Origin of the sequence: Blastococcus sp. PRF04-17, from assembly GCF_023016265.1 — a bacterium.
Taxonomy (GTDB): Bacteria; Actinomycetota; Actinomycetes; order Mycobacteriales; family Geodermatophilaceae; genus Blastococcus_B.
On the sequence record NZ_CP095412.1, the window covers coordinates 4,124,080 to 4,138,685 of the forward strand.

15 protein-coding genes are annotated in these 14,606 nt (G+C 72.0%); all 15 read left to right on the plus strand.

Annotated features, from left to right (window positions below; all coding sequences use genetic code 11):
• Positions 1 to 18 precede the first annotated feature (18 nt).
• The 15 genes from rho (at position 19) to atpD (ending at position 14,150) form a co-directional block, all read left to right on the plus strand.
• On the plus strand, positions 19 to 2,073 hold the full coding sequence (gene rho, locus MVA48_RS20990) for a transcription termination factor Rho (RefSeq protein ID WP_246983187.1): 2,055 nt from the start codon (positions 19 to 21) through the stop codon (positions 2,071 to 2,073).
• Positions 2,074 to 2,200: 127 nt separating this feature from the next.
• On the plus strand, positions 2,201 to 2,422 hold the full coding sequence (gene rpmE / locus MVA48_RS20995; protein ID WP_246983189.1) for a 50S ribosomal protein L31: 222 nt from the start codon (positions 2,201 to 2,203) through the stop codon (positions 2,420 to 2,422).
• A gap of 95 nt (positions 2,423 to 2,517) precedes the next feature.
• Positions 2,518 to 3,597 carry a peptide chain release factor 1 gene (gene prfA / locus MVA48_RS21000; RefSeq protein ID WP_246983191.1) on the plus strand — a complete coding sequence of 360 codons (1,080 nt, stop codon included), beginning with the start codon at positions 2,518 to 2,520 and terminating at the stop codon, positions 3,595 to 3,597.
• A gap of 14 nt (positions 3,598 to 3,611) precedes the next feature.
• A complete protein-coding gene (gene prmC / locus MVA48_RS21005) occupies positions 3,612 to 4,448 on the plus strand; it encodes a peptide chain release factor N(5)-glutamine methyltransferase (protein WP_256461184.1) in 837 nt (278 codons plus the stop codon).
• 27 nt (positions 4,449 to 4,475) lie between these two features.
• Entirely contained in the window at positions 4,476 to 5,117 is a 642-nt protein-coding gene (locus MVA48_RS21010; protein WP_246983202.1) for an L-threonylcarbamoyladenylate synthase, read from the plus strand.
• A gap of 140 nt (positions 5,118 to 5,257) precedes the next feature.
• Entirely contained in the window at positions 5,258 to 6,553 is a 1,296-nt protein-coding gene (locus MVA48_RS21015; protein WP_246983204.1) for a glycosyltransferase family 4 protein, read from the plus strand.
• Positions 6,550 to 7,044 carry a hypothetical protein gene (locus tag MVA48_RS21020; protein WP_246983206.1) on the plus strand — a complete coding sequence of 165 codons (495 nt, stop codon included), beginning with the start codon at positions 6,550 to 6,552 and terminating at the stop codon, positions 7,042 to 7,044. Before MVA48_RS21015 ends, MVA48_RS21020 begins: the two co-directional genes overlap by 4 nt.
• Positions 7,045 to 7,060: 16 nt before the next feature.
• Complete coding sequence (locus tag MVA48_RS21025) at positions 7,061 to 7,399, plus strand: AtpZ/AtpI family protein (RefSeq protein ID WP_246983209.1); 339 nt, start codon at positions 7,061 to 7,063, stop codon at positions 7,397 to 7,399.
• Entirely contained in the window at positions 7,396 to 8,220 is an 825-nt protein-coding gene (atpB, locus tag MVA48_RS21030; protein ID WP_246983211.1) for a F0F1 ATP synthase subunit A, read from the plus strand. Before MVA48_RS21025 ends, atpB begins: the two co-directional genes overlap by 4 nt.
• 64 nt (positions 8,221 to 8,284) lie before the next feature.
• A complete protein-coding gene (gene atpE, locus MVA48_RS21035) occupies positions 8,285 to 8,509 on the plus strand; it encodes an ATP synthase F0 subunit C (protein WP_246983212.1) in 225 nt (74 codons plus the stop codon).
• Between the two features lie 45 nt (positions 8,510 to 8,554).
• Entirely contained in the window at positions 8,555 to 9,094 is a 540-nt protein-coding gene (locus tag MVA48_RS21040) for a F0F1 ATP synthase subunit B (RefSeq protein WP_246983214.1), read from the plus strand.
• Positions 9,094 to 9,969: a F0F1 ATP synthase subunit delta gene (locus MVA48_RS21045; protein WP_246983217.1), complete on the plus strand. Its 876-nt coding sequence runs from the start codon at positions 9,094 to 9,096 to the stop codon at positions 9,967 to 9,969. Before MVA48_RS21040 ends, MVA48_RS21045 begins: the two co-directional genes overlap by 1 nt.
• Before the next feature lie 57 nt (positions 9,970 to 10,026).
• Positions 10,027 to 11,664, plus strand: coding sequence for a F0F1 ATP synthase subunit alpha (atpA, locus tag MVA48_RS21050; RefSeq protein WP_246983219.1), 1,638 nt, complete (start codon positions 10,027 to 10,029; stop codon positions 11,662 to 11,664).
• A gap of 4 nt (positions 11,665 to 11,668) precedes the next feature.
• The gene (locus tag MVA48_RS21055; protein WP_246983221.1) at positions 11,669 to 12,652 is read left to right on the plus strand and encodes a F0F1 ATP synthase subunit gamma; all 984 of its coding nucleotides are present in this window, start codon (positions 11,669 to 11,671) and stop codon (positions 12,650 to 12,652) included.
• Positions 12,653 to 12,704: 52 nt separating this feature from the next.
• The gene (gene atpD, locus MVA48_RS21060) at positions 12,705 to 14,150 is read left to right on the plus strand and encodes a F0F1 ATP synthase subunit beta (protein ID WP_246983223.1); all 1,446 of its coding nucleotides are present in this window, start codon (positions 12,705 to 12,707) and stop codon (positions 14,148 to 14,150) included.
• Positions 14,151 to 14,606 lie beyond the last annotated feature (456 nt).

A 14,606-nucleotide genomic window follows, 5' to 3' on the forward strand; every position in this document is an offset into this window, starting at 1 on the left:
GCAGGGAAGGACCTGTACGTGAGCGAAACCACCGACCTCGTTCCCACCGGCGCGCAGGGCGCTGCCGGCACGGGCGAGGCGCCTGCCGCTTCTGGGACGACGGCAAGCCCCCGTCGCCGCGGCAACGGCCTGTCGGGGATGCTGCTGCCCGAGTTGCAGCGCCTCGCGGCCGAACTGGGCATCTCCGGCACGGGCCGGATGCGCAAGGGCGACCTCGTCGCCGCCATCTCCGCACGCCAGGTGGGCGGCGGGTCCGCCCCGGCGGAGACCGCGACCCCCGGCGGCTCGACGAACGCCCCCGCCGACGCAGCGCCGGCCGCCCGTGGCATCGCCGCCGAGGCCGCTCCGCTCGAGGCGCCGATCAGCGGCGGCGCCAACGGTGGCCCGGTGACCGGCGCGACCGGCGACACCGGCAGCCCCGTGCGTACCCGGCGCGGTGCCCGGCGTCCCGCCGGCGCCCCCAGCGCCGAGAGCACCGCCGAGAGCACCGGCGCCGAGGCCAGCGCGAGCGACACCGCGACCGGAACGACGACCGACACCGACACCGACACCTCTCCGGCCGACGGCGACCAGCGTGCCGACGACGAGCGTCCGCAGCGCAACCGCGACCGCGGCGAGCGCGGCGGCCGCAACCGCGACCGTGACGGCGGCGAGCGCGGCAACCGCGACGCCAACAGGGACGCCAACCGCGACGGCAACAGGGACGCCAACCGCGGCCCCGACCGCAGCGAGCGCAACGACCGCGGCGGCCGTCCGGACAACCGCCCCGACAACCGCACCGAGGGGTCGCGCGCCGACCGCGACAACGACGGTGACGACGACGACTTCGAGGGCGGTCGCGGCCGCCGCGGGCGTCGCTACCGCGACCGCAACCGTCGCGGCGGGAGCAACGGTCGCGACCGTTTCGAGCAGAATGAGCCGACCGTCAGCGAGGACGACGTCCTGCTCCCCGTCGCCGGCATCCTCGACGTCCTCGACAACTACGCGTTCGTCCGGACGTCGGGCTACCTGACCGGTCCCAACGACGTCTACGTGTCGCTGTCGCAGGTCCGCCGCTACGGGCTGCGCCGTGGTGACGCCGTCACCGGCGCCGTCCGGCAGCCGCGCGACGGCGAGCGCAAGGACAAGTACAACGCGCTGGTCCGTCTGGACACGGTCAACGGGCTCGACCCGGAGCAGGCCAAGCAGCGGCCGGAGTTCACCAAGCTCACGCCGCTCTACCCGCAGGAGCGCCTGCGGCTGGAGACCGAGCCGCACCAGCTGACCACCCGGGTCATCGACCTGGTCATGCCGATCGGCAAGGGCCAGCGTGCGCTCATCGTCAGCCCGCCGAAGGCCGGCAAGACGATGGTGCTGCAGGCCCTGGCCAACGCGATCACCACGAACAACCCCGAGTGCCACCTGATGGTCGTGCTCGTCGACGAGCGGCCCGAAGAGGTCACCGACATGCAGCGCTCGGTGAAGGGCGAGGTCATCGCCTCGACCTTCGACCGGCCGCCGTCGGACCACACCACGGTCGCGGAGCTGTCGATCGAGCGGGCCAAGCGCCTGGTCGAGATGGGGCACGACGTCGTCGTCCTGCTGGACTCGATCACCCGCCTGGGCCGCGCGTACAACCTGGCGGCCCCCGCCAGCGGGCGCATCCTGTCCGGTGGCGTCGACTCCACGGCGCTCTACCCGCCCAAGCGCTTCCTCGGCGCCGCCCGCAACATCGAGAACGGCGGCTCGCTGACGATCATCGCCTCGGCGCTGGTCGAGACGGGCTCCACCATGGACACGGTCATCTTCGAGGAGTTCAAGGGCACCGGTAACGCGGAGATCAAGCTGGACCGCCGCCTGGCGGACAAGCGGGTCTTCCCGGCCGTCGACGTCAACGCGTCGGGCACGCGCAAGGAGGAGATCCTCATGTCGCCCGACGAGCTGGCCATCGTCATCAAGCTGCGCCGGGTGCTCGCCGCCCTCGAGCCGCAGCAGGCGCTGGAGCTCCTGCTCGACAAGCTGAAGAAGACCCGCAACAACGTCGAGTTCCTCATGCAGATCCAGAAGACGACGCTGGGCCCGACCAACGACTGAAAGAGGACCCTCCTGCCCCGCACCCCTCGCTGACGCTCGGGTCGGGACCCTGCAGGAGGGCCGGAATGCTGGTCACCCGGCTCGCGTTAACCTGTCCACGACACGAGACTTCCGCAGAAGAGGCGATATGAAGCCCGACATCCACCCGGCCTACAACGTCACCACCGTGACCTGCGGCTGCGGCAACACGTTCACCACGCGCAGCACCTCGCCGACCGGTCAGCTGACCGTCGAGACCTGCTCGGCCTGCCACCCCTTCTACACCGGCAAGCAGCGCATCCTCGACACCGGCGGCCGCGTCGCCCGCTTCGAGAAGCGGTTCGGCAAGCGCGAGACCGCTGCCAAGTAGCGCGTCCGACGGCGCCCGTCCCTCCCCTCGCGGGGCTGGGGCGGGCGCCGTCGCCATGTTTCCGTCAAGTCCGGGCCCGTCGAGAGGAGCCGGCCGTGAGCACGCCTGACCGCCTGTCCGTCCTGCTCGACGAGCACGCCTCCCTCGAGAAGGAGCTCGCCGACCCGGCGGTGCACACCGACCAGGCCCGCGCCCGCCGGCTCAGCCGCCGCTACGCGCAGCTCGCCCCGCTGGTCGAGACCGCCCGCGCCCTGGACCAGGCCCGCGACGACCTCGGCACCGCCCACGAGCTGGCCGGCGAGGACGCCTCCTTCGCCGTCGAGGCGACCTCGCTGGAGGCCCGGGTCGAGGAGCTGTCCGACCGGCTGCGCGAACAGCTCCTCCCGAAGGACCCCGACGACGACAAGGACGTCATCCTCGAGATCAAGGCGGGCGAGGGTGGCGCCGAGTCGGCCTTGTTCGCGGGCGACCTGCTGCGCATGTACCTGCGCTACGCCGAGCGCCGCGGCTGGGCGACCGAGATCCTCGACGCCGTCGAGGCCGAGCTCGGTGGCTACAAGGACGTCGCGGTGGCCATCAAGTCCCGATCGCCTGGGGGCGACGACGGAGCGGGGATCTACGCCCGGCTGAAGTTCGAGGGCGGCGTCCACCGGGTGCAGCGGGTGCCGGTCACCGAGTCGCAGGGCCGCATCCACACCTCCGCCGCCGGCGTCCTGGTCCTGCCGGAGGCTGAGGAGGTCGACGTCACCGTCGACCCGAACGACCTGCGCATCGATGTCTTCCGGTCCTCCGGCCCTGGCGGACAGAGCGTGAACACGACCGACTCCGCCGTCCGGATCACCCACCTGCCCACCGGCATCGTGGTCAGCTCGCAGAACGAGAAGAGCCAGCTGCAGAACCGCGAGTCGGCGCTCCGGGTGCTGCGCTCACGGCTGCTGGCCGCGGCACGCGAGGAGGCCGCCGCGGCGGCGAGCGACCAGCGGCGCAGCCAGGTGCGCACCATGGACCGCAGCGAGCGGGTGCGGACGTACAACTTCCCGGAGAACCGGATCGCCGACCACCGGGTGAACTACAAGGCCTACAACCTCGACCAGGTCCTCGACGGCGATCTCGACGCGGTCATCGACGCGCTGGACCGGGCCAACACCGCCGAGCTCCTGGCGGCCGGCTCCTGAACGCCCGCGGGCTGCTGGGCGAGGCCGCGCGCCGGCTCGCCGCCGCCGGCGTCGAGTCGGCACGGGTGGACGCCGAACTGCTGCTCGCGCACGCGCTGGCCGTGCCGCGGTCGCGGCTGTTCACGCTCGACGACGTCCCGGATGACGCCGCCGGCCGGTTCGCCGAGCTGGTCGACCAGCGCGCCGACCGGGTGCCGCTGCAGCACCTGACCGGACGCGCCCCCTTCCGGCAGCTCGAACTGGCGGTGGGCCCCGGCGTCTTCGTGCCGCGACCCGAGACCGAGCAGCTGACCGGCTGGGCACTGGAGCGCATCGTGGACCAGGACGGGCCGCTGGTCGTCGACCTCGGCAGCGGGTCCGGCGCGATCGCGTTGTCCATCGCCCACGAGCACCCCGGTGCCCGGGTGACGGCCGTCGAGCGCGACCCGGGCGCCCTGCACTGGACGCGGCACAACGCCTCCCTGCGGGTGGGCGCCGGAGACACGCCCATCGGCGTGGTGCAGGGCGACATGACCGATCCGACCCTGCTGCGGGAGCTCGACGGGCGTGTCTCCGTCGTCGTCTCCAACCCGCCCTACGTGCCCGACGGTGCCGTCCTCCCGCAGGAGGTCGCCGACCACGACCCGCCGCTCGCCCTCTGGGGCGGCCCGGACGGGCTGGACGTCGTCCGGGGCATGCTGGCCGTCGCCGCCCGCCTGCTGCACACCGGTGGCTGGCTCGGCATCGAGCACGCCGACCAGCAGGGGAGCAGCCTGCCGGCGGTCGTGCGCGCGCACGGTGCCTGGACCGACGTCGAGGACCATCCCGACCTCGCCGGCCGTCCGCGCTTCACCACCGCCCGCCGCGCCTGACCCGCCGGTGGGGGAGACTTCCTCCCCGTGGCCGACCTCTACGACTGCTCCGACCCCGAGGCCCGGGCGACCGGTCTCGACGCGGCGGCCGCCGCGATCGGCCGGGGCGAGCTGGTGCTGATGCCGACCGACACCGTCTACGGCGTGGCCGCCGACGCCTTCACGCCCGCCGCGGTGACCGGACTGCTCGCCGCGAAGAACCGCGGGCGGGCCATGCCGGTGCCCGTGCTCATCGGCGAGGCGTCGACCCTCGCCGGGCTCGTGGTCCACCTGCCGCCCGTGGCCAACGACCTGGCGCAGGCGTTCTGGCCGGGCGGGCTGACCCTCGTCATGGAGCACGCGCCGTCCCTCGCCTGGGATCTCGGCGACGCGGAGGGAACCGTCGCGATCCGCCTGCCCGACGACGACGTCGCCCGCGACCTGCTGCGCCGCACCGGCCCGCTGGCGGTGTCCAGCGCGAACCGGTCGGGGCGGCCGGCGGCCACGAGCGCGCAGGAGGCCCTCGAGCAGCTGGGAGAGCACGCGGCCGTCGTCCTGGACGGCGGCCCGCGGGCGGGCTCCGCGGCCAGCACGATCGTCGACTGCACCGGGCCGGTGCCGCGCGTCCTGCGGGTCGGGGCCATCCCCGTCGACCGCCTGCGCGACGTCGTCCCCGGCCTGACCGACTAGGGCCCGGCCGGCGCCGCAACGCGGAGCGTTGCCGCGTCGTACGGCTACCGTTAGATCACGCCGCGCCGCCCGGACCCGGGCATCGCGGGCGTCCGCCCTCGACCGATCCGGAGCGCGCTGAGATGAGCACCACCTAGCCCATGCGCGAGTACGCCGTCGTCCTGCTCACCGCCGCGCTGGTCACCTTCCTGGCCACGCCGGTGGTGCGGATGGTCGCCATCCGCGCGCGGATGATGGCCGCACCGCGCGAGCGGGACGTCCACGTCATCCCGACCCCACGGGGCGGCGGTGTGGCGATGTACCTCGGCGTGGCCGCGTCGATCCTCGTCGCGACCCGGCTGCCGGCCCTGCAGCGCACCTTCGACGACTCGCAGACCCTCGCCGTGCTCGTCGCCGGCGGGCTGATCTGCCTGCTCGGCGTCCTCGACGACCGCTGGGGGCTCGATGCCCTGACCAAGCTGACCGGGCAGATCGCCGCGGCCGGCGTGATGGTGCTGCTCGGTGTGCAGCTCGCCGTCCTGTTCCTCCCGGTGGCCGACATCGGCACGATCACCTTCGGCCCGCAGACCGGCGTCCCGCTCACGATCCTGGTCACCGTCCTGACGGTGAACGCGCTGAACTTCATCGACGGGCTGGACGGACTGGCCGCGGGGGTGTCGGCCATCGCGGCGCTGGCGTTCTTCGCCTACAGCTACAACCTCGGCGTGGTCGGCTACGACGACGTCGCCAGCGCGCCCGCCCTGATCACCGCGGTTCTCGCCGGCGCGTGCCTGGGCTTCCTGCCGCACAACTTCAGCCCGGCCCGGATCTTCATGGGCGACTCGGGGTCGATGCTGGTGGGGCTGATGCTCTCGGCCGCCGCCGTGACCGCGACCGGGGGAGTGGACGCGCAGACGTTCGACACCGCGGCCAGCCTGCTGCCGCTCGCGCTGCCGCTCCTGGTGCCCATCGCGATCCTGTTCATCCCGTTCGTCGACCTGGTGATGGCGGTGGTCCGGCGCAGCCTGCGCGGGCAGTCGCCGTTCTCGCCGGACAAGATGCACCTGCACCACCGGCTGCTTTCCATCGGGCACTCGCACCGGCGCGCGGTGCTCGTCATGTACTTCTGGGCGGCGCTGCTCTCGTTCGGCGCGGTCGCGCTGTCGATCACCGGGGGCCAGGCCGAGCTGCTCGTCGCGATCGCCGTACTGCTCGTCGTCGGGGTCGTCGTGGTGCTGAGCCCGCGGGCCCGCCGCGCCGCACGGGAGGCGCGCGCGGCCGAGATCCTGGCCCAGCGCCGGCGCAGTCGCCTGGAGCACCCGACCGCGCGCGCCGCCCGTGTCCAGGCCGCCGCGCAGGCCGCAGCGCACGAGCCGGGAGCGCACGAGCCCGGAGCGGACGAGCCCGGAGCGTCTCCGGACCAGCGCCCGACCGGGGCCCCCCGGGTGCTGCGGTGACCGCCCCCGACCCGGCCGTGCCGCGGGACGACACCTCCTGGGACGTCTCGTTCCTGCGGGTCGGTGCGCTGGTGACGGCGTTCGTGACGGCCGTGGCCGCTCCACTCGCCGGCCTGCTCGGCGGCTGGGACTCCGCCCTCGGCGTCCTGGCGGGGGCCGTCGTCGTCACGCTGTTCTTCTCGCTGTCCGGCCTGGTCATCGCCTGGGCCGGTGGCCACGGGGACGCCTTCACGCTGCCCGCCGCACTGGGGACCTTCTTCGTGAAGATGCTCGTGTTCGTCGCCGTGCTGCGCGCGCTGCCGCCCGACGGGCCGCTGGACCGCCTGGCGTTGGCCTGGGCGGTGATCGTCGGCGCACTGCTCTGGGGAGGTGTGCAGGCCCGGTGGGTCTGGACCCGTCAGCTCTACTACGTGGCGCCCCCGGCCCCGCCGTCCCACGGTTCGTCGGCGGTCCCACCGGCACACCCGGAAAAGCCCACCCCACAAGCCTGAGATAGTGTCCCGGGCGATGGCCGAGGACCGCCCTGCTCGCGGGGACACTCGACCTCGATCCACCGACCAGCAGCGTCAGCCCAGCGGGGCGGACGTCGGCTGGGGGATCACCGGGACGATGCTCTCGGGGATCATCGTGTGGGGCGGGGTCGGACTGCTGCTCGACCGCTGGTGGGAGACGAGGTTTCTCGCCCTGGTCGGCACGATCCTCGGGCTGACGGTGGCGATCTACCTGATCGTCGTCAAGTACGGGGCCGTCGACCCGCCTGCGAAGAGCAGTCGACGCCCGGGCACCACCCCGGCCGAACGACGTCCGTCCGGGCCGCACGGTCAGACGCAGAAGGGACAACGGTGACCTCCAGCGCCACTGCACTCGGCAGCGTGCTCGCCGCCGAGGGAGGCGGAGACGGCTTCCAGGCTCCGACCATCGCGGAGTTCTACCCGGAGCCCATCGCGGAGTTCTCCATCCTGGGTGTCGACTTCGCGATCACACGCATCACGCTGATCTCCTGGATCGCCACGGCGGGCATCCTGGCCCTGCTGCTCCTGGCGGTCCGCAGGCCCTCGATCGTCCCGGGCAAGCTGCAGTACCTGGGCGAGAGCGGCTACTCGCTCATCCGCGACGGCATCGCCCGCGACGTGATCGGCCCGAAGGGCCTGCCCTTCGCGCCCTTCCTGGCCTCGCTCTTCTTCTTCATCCTCGCGAACAACGCGATGAGCATCATCCCGTTCGCGCAGATCTCCCCGAACTCGAAGTTCGCCTGGCCGCTGGTCCTCGCGGTGATCGTCTGGATCCTCTACAACTGGGTCGGCATCCGGGAGCAGGGCGCGGGGCGCTACTTCAAGGACGCCGCGGTGCCCCCGGGTGTCCCGAAGCTCGCGCTGATCCTGGTGACGCCGATCGAGCTGCTTCAGGTCTTCGTGATCCGGCCCTTCACCCTGGCCGTCCGGCTCTTCGCAAACATGTTCGCCGGCCACATGCTGCTCGTCGTCTTCTCGCTGGGCACCGTGTACCTGCTCACGGTCGGCAACTTCTCGATGATCTTCAGCCCCTTCGCGTTCCTCATGGCGCTGGCCATGACGTTCTTCGAGGTGCTGGTGATCATCCTGCAGGCCTACGTCTTCACGGTGCTGACCGCGACCTACCTCAACGGCGCCGTCGAGCCCGCCCACTGACCGCTCCACCCCCGCCAGCCGCCCGGGAGCACCCGGGCGACCGACACAGGAGGAAGACCCCCACATGATCGACGTACTCGCTCAGCTCGAGGGCAACATCGGCGCCGTCGGCTACGGCCTCGCCGCCATCGGCCCCGGCATCGGCGTGGGCATCGTCTGGGCCGCCTACATCCAGGCGACCGCGCGCCAGCCCGAGTCCGCCGGCCTCACGCGTACCTACGCCTTCCTCGGCGCCGCCCTCTCCGAGGCGCTGGCGCTCATCGGCCTGGTCGTCCCCTTCATCTACTGATCGACCCGCCGGTCCGATCCAGCTGACTCAAGGGACGTGCAGAGCATGAACATCCTGGCCGCGGAGAGCGCGAACCCGCTCCTGCCCCCGCTCGGCGAGATCATCGTCGGCTTGATCACCTTCTCGATCCTGGTGTTCGTGGTGGTCAAGCTCGTGGTTCCTCGCTTCGAGCAGGTCTTCCGGGCCCGCCGTGAGGCCATCGAAGGTGGCATCGAGCGGGCCGAGGCGATGCAGGCCGAGGCGAAGGCGGCGCTCGAGCAGTACCGGGCCCAGCTCGCCGAAGCCCGGGCGGAGGCGGCGCAGATCCGCGACCAGGCCCGTGCCGAGGGGCAGCAGATCCTCGAGGAGCTGCGGGCACAGGCGCAGGAGGAGTCGGCGCGGATCGTCGCCCGCGGCGAGGAGCAGCTGGCCACCTCCCGTCAGCAGGTCGTCAACGAGCTCCGCGGCCAGATCGGCACCCTTGCCGTCCAGCTCGCCGGTCAGGTCGTCGGGGAGTCACTCGCCGACGACGCGCGCCGGCGGGGCACGGTGGACCGTTTCCTCGCCGAGCTCGACGGCATGGCCGCGACCGAGAGCGCCCGCTGATGGAGGCCTCCAGCCGGGCCGCGCTCGCGGTCGTCCGCGAGCGCCTGGACGCGCTCAGCCGTCCCGCCTCGGGGGTGCTCGAGAAGGCGCGGGACAGGCTGACCCGTCAGCCGTCGCGGGCCGCCACCGGGCCGGAGCTGCTCGCGCTGGCCGACGAGCTGTTCGCCGTCGCGCGGCTGCTCGACGGTCAGCTGACGCTGCGCCGGGCGCTGTCCGACCCGGCCGGCAAGCCCGACGACCGGGCCGGCCTGGCCCGGCGGCTGTTCGGCTCGAAGGTGTCGGACACGGCCCTCGACCTGGTCGAGACCGTCGCCCGCCAGCGCTGGTCCCGGCCGCTCGACCTGGTCGACGCGTTCACCCACCTGGCGATCGAGGCGTCGTTGGACGCCGCGGACGCGCGGGGTGAGCTCGACAGCGTCGAGGACGAGCTGTTCCGCTTCGGCCGCATCGTCGGCGGCGACCGGGAGCTGGCCCGCATCCTGAGCGACCGGTCGGCTCCGCCCGAGGGCCGGTCCGCACTGCTGGACCGGCTGCTGTCCGGCAAGGTCAGCCCGGTCACCGAGCAGCTGCTGCGCAACGTGCTCACCGGTGCCCACACCGGCAACGCGGAGAACGCGATCGAGCGGCTCTCCGACGTCGCGAGCCGGCGGCGCGGGCAGTCCGTGGCCCGGGTCACCAGCGCCGTCGAGCTCACCCCCGCGCAGGAGCAGCAGCTGACCGAGGTCCTGGGACGGCTCTACGGCCGGACCATCGGACTGCAGGTGACCGTGGATCCGAGCGTGCTCGGCGGCCTGATCGTCCAGGTGGGCGACGAGGTCATCGACGGCAGCATCGCCCACCGCCTGGAAGCCGCCGAACGGCGACTGGCCGGCTGACCGCCCCCACCGACCGACACCCCCAGACACGACCCCGCAGGGAAGAGGACCTAGACCATGGCCGAGCTGACGATCTCCGCAGACGAGATCCGCAGTGCCATCCAGAGCTACGTCACCGAGTACAGCCCCGACATCTCCCGCGAGGAGGTCGGCACGGTCACCGAGGCCGGTGACGGCATCGCCCGTGTCGAGGGCCTGCCGTCGGTCATGACCAACGAGCTGCTCGAGTTCGAGAGCGGCGTCCGCGGGCTGGCGCTGAACCTCGACGTGCGCGAGGTCGGTGTCGTCGTACTCGGTGACTTCGCCGGTATCGAGGAGGGCCAACAGGTCCGCCGCACCGGCGAGGTGCTCTCGGTGCCCGTCGGCGACGGGTACCTCGGGCGGGTCGTGGACCCCCTCGGCAACCCGATCGACGGTGGCGGCCCCATCGAGACCACCGGCCGCCGAGCGCTGGAGCTGCAGGCCCCCACCGTCGTGCAGCGCCAGTCGGTGCACGAGCCGCTGCAGACCGGCATCAAGGCCATCGACGCCATGACGCCGATCGGCCGGGGCCAGCGGCAGCTGGTCATCGGTGACCGCCAGACCGGCAAGACGGCGATCGTCACCGACACGATCATCAACCAGAAGGAGGCCTGGGCGACCGGCGACCCGAAGCAGCAGGTGCGCTGCATCTACGTCGCGGTCGGCCAGAAGGGCTCCACGATCGCAGCCATCCGCGCCTCGCTCGAGGAGGCCGGCGCGATGGAGTACACGACCATCGTCGCGGCTCCCGCGTCGGAGTCGGCCGGCTACAAGTACATCGCCCCCTACACCGGGTCGGCCATCGGCCAGCACTGGATGTACGAGGGCAAGCACGTCCTGATCGTGTTCGACGACCTGTCCAAGCAGGCCGAGGCCTACCGCGCGGTCTCGCTGCTGCTGCGCCGTCCGCCGGGTCGCGAGGCCTACCCGGGCGACGTCTTCTACCTCCACTCCCGGCTGCTCGAGCGCTGCGCGAAGCTCTCCGACGAGCTCGGCGCGGGTTCCATGACCGGCCTGCCGCTCATCGAGACCAAGGGCAACGACGTGTCGGCCTACATCCCGACCAACGTCATCTCCATCACCGACGGGCAGATCTTCCTCGAGACCGGTCTGTTCAACTCCGGTGTCCGCCCGGCCATCAACGTCGGCATCTCGGTGTCGCGCGTCGGGGGCTCCGCGCAGATCAAGGCCATGAAGTCGGTGGCCGGCCGCCTGCGCCTGGACCTCGCCCAGTACCGCGAGCTGGAGGCCTTCGCCTCGTTCTCGTCCGACCTGGACGCGTCCAGCCGGGCGACCCTCGAGCGCGGTCAGCGCCTGGTCGAGCTGCTCAAGCAGGGCCAGTACTCGCCGTACCCGGTGGAGCGCGAGGTCGTCTCGCTCTGGCTGGGCACCACCGGCAAGCTCGACCGCGTCCCGGTCGCCGACGTCCGGCGGTTCGAGTCCGAGTTCCTCGACCACATCGCGCGCAGCCACGAGGGCGTGTTCGACGCGATCCGCCAGACCAAGGCGCTCGGCGACGACACCGTCGCGTCGCTGGAGAAGGCGGTCGAGGCGTTCTACGGCCAGTTCACGACCTCCGAGGGCCAGACGCTGGCGCTCCGCGAGGACGAGGCCGAGGCCATGGACGCCGCGGACGTCGGTCAGGAGCGCGTCCAGGTCAAGAAGAAGGCCTGAGCCGATGGCAGCCTCGCTCCGCGCGCTGCGGCGCCGCATCCGCTCCACGCAGTCGACGAAGAAGATCTTCTCGGCGCAGGAGCTGATCGCCGGTGCCCGCATCGTGCGCGCCCAGGCCCGGGTGGAGGCGTCCAAGCCCTACGCCCGGGAGATCACGCGGGTGCTCTCGGCGCTGGCGTCCTCCGCGTCGCTCGACCATCCCCTGCTGACCGAGCGGCAGAACCCGCGCCGGGCGGCGGTGCTCGTCATCACCTCCGACCGGGGCTTCGCCGGCTCGTACAACGTCAACGTGCTGCGGCGCACCGAGGAGCTGCTCTCCCTGCTCCGGCAGGAAGGGAAGGAGCCGGTCCTGTACGTGGTCGGCCGGAAGGGGGAGACCTACTACTCCTTCCGCAACCGCGAGATGGCCGACACCTTCACCGGCTTCTCGGAGCAGCCGAACTACACCGACGCGCAGGCCGTCGGCCAGGAGCTCATCGCCGCCTTCTCCGCCGGTGAGGACGACGACGAGTCCGGTGGAGCCGGTGCCGACGGCATCCTCGGTGTCGACGAGCTGCACATCGTCTTCACCGAGTTCCGGTCGCTGCTCAGCCAGGTCCCGGTCGCCAAGCGGATGGCCCCGCTGGAGGTCGAGGAGGTGGATGAGTTCGACTACGAGCGCGAGGACAGGGAGACGGGCGCAGCGAGCGGCTCCGCGGAGTCCGGCGTCCCGACGTCCTACGAGTTCGAGCCCTCGGCCGAGGGCCTGCTCGACGCGCTGCTGCCGAAGTACATCACCACCCGGATCTACGCGGCGATGCTCGAGGCGGCCGCCTCGGAGTCGGCGTCCCGCCGCCGGGCGATGAAGTCCGCCTCGGACAACGCCGAGGAGCTGGCCAAGAACCTCTCGCGGCAGGCCAACCAGGCCCGCCAGGCCGAGATCACCCAGGAGATCAGCGAGATCGTCGGCGGCGCCGACGCGCTGGTCTCGGCCGGTGCCGACGACTGACCGACCCCTTCACGACAGACCACCGACGCCCGAGGGCAGGAGAGCAGTACAGATGACCGTCACCGAGGACCGTCCGACCACCTCGCAGACCACGGCCGCCGGCCGGGTCGTGCGGGTCACCGGGCCGGTCGTCGACGTCGAGTTCCCGCGCGACGCGATGCCCGACCTGTTCAACGCCCTGAAGGTCGACGTCACCCTGGCCGACCTCAGCAAGACGCTGACCCTCGAGGTGGCGCAGCACCTCGGCGAGAACGTCGTCCGCACCATCTCGATGCAGCCGACCGACGGCCTGATCCGCGGCGCCTCGGTGTCCGACACCGGCTCCGCCATCAGCGTGCCGGTCGGCGACGTGACCAAGGGCCACGTCTGGAACGCGCTCGGCGAGTGCCTCGACGAGCCCGGCTACGCCCGCGACGCACCGCGCTGGACGATCCACCGGCACGCGCCGCGGTTCGACCAGCTCGAGGGTCGCACCGAGATGCTGGAGACCGGCATCAAGGTCATCGACCTGCTCACGCCCTACGTGGCCGGCGGGAAGATCGGCCTGTTCGGCGGCGCCGGCGTGGGGAAGACGGTGCTCATCCAGGAGATGATCCGTCGCGTCGCCCAGGAGTTCGGTGGCGTGTCGGTGTTCGCCGGCGTCGGCGAGCGCACCCGCGAGGGCAACGACCTCATCACGGAGATGACCGAGTCCGGCGTCATCGAGTCGACCGCGCTGGTCTTCGGCCAGATGGACGAGCCGCCTGGCACGCGGCTGCGCGTCGCCCTCTCGGCGCTGACCATGGCCGAGTACTTCCGCGACGAGCAGAACCAGGACGTGCTGCTCTTCATCGACAACATCTTCCGGTTCACCCAGGCCGGTTCCGAGGTGTCGACCCTGCTCGGCCGCATGCCCTCGGCGGTGGGTTACCAGCCCACCCTCGCCGACGAGATGGGCGAGCTGCAGGAGCGGATCACCTCGACCCGTGGCCGTTCGATCACCTCGATGCAGGCGATCTACGTGCCCGCCGACGACATCACCGACCCCGCACCCCACACCACGTTCGCCCACCTCGACGCGACGACCGTGCTCTCGCGGCCGATCTCGGAGAAGGGCATCTACCCGGCCGTCGACCCGCTGGACTCGACCAGCCGGATCCTCGACCCGCAGTACATCGGCCAGGAGCACTACGCGGTCGCCCAGACGGTGAAGCAGGTCCTGCAGCGCTACCAGGAGCTGCAGGACATCATCGCCATCCTCGGCATCGACGAGCTCTCCGAGGAGGACAAGGTCACCGTCCAGCGGGCCCGCCGCGTGGAGCGCTTCCTCTCGCAGAACATGTTCGTGGCCGAGGCCTTCACCGGGCAGCCGGGCTCGTTCGTGCCGCTGTCGGAGACGCTGCAGGCGTTCAAAGCGATCACCGAGGGCGAGTACGACGCCGTCCCCGAGCAGGCCTTCTTCATGTGCGGTGGCCTCGAGGACCTCGAGCGCAACGCGGACAAGCTCAAGAAGTCCTGAGACGACGCCCGGGACGGCCGGCCCCTCCGCACAGGGGCCGGCCGTCCGGTGTGCGAGAAGTCCGGGAACGCTGCCGGATCGGGGGAACGGTCGGTCACCCGAGTGGGTGGATCGGCGCTATGGTCCCTGCTGGTCAGCGCACCCCGCGCCGACCATGACAGCGATCCGCCCGAGGAGCGGGCACGGGGTGAGGAACGACGTGGACGCGAACGCCGCAGGGCCGAGCAGCCCGGACACGGGCTGGTCGTGGCCACCCTACGCACCGGTGGAGCCCACCGACGCGGAGCCGTTCGGCATCGACGAGTGGGCGCCGGCCACGAGCGTGCGGCGCCCGTGGGTGCGGGTCGGCCGCTGGACGCTGCTGTACCGCCGCGCCGTCTGACAGAGGGCCGCCCTTCCCCCACGCCTCGCAGGCTCGGCGCGGGCCCCTGAAGGGCGGCCGTTCCAGCCTGCGGT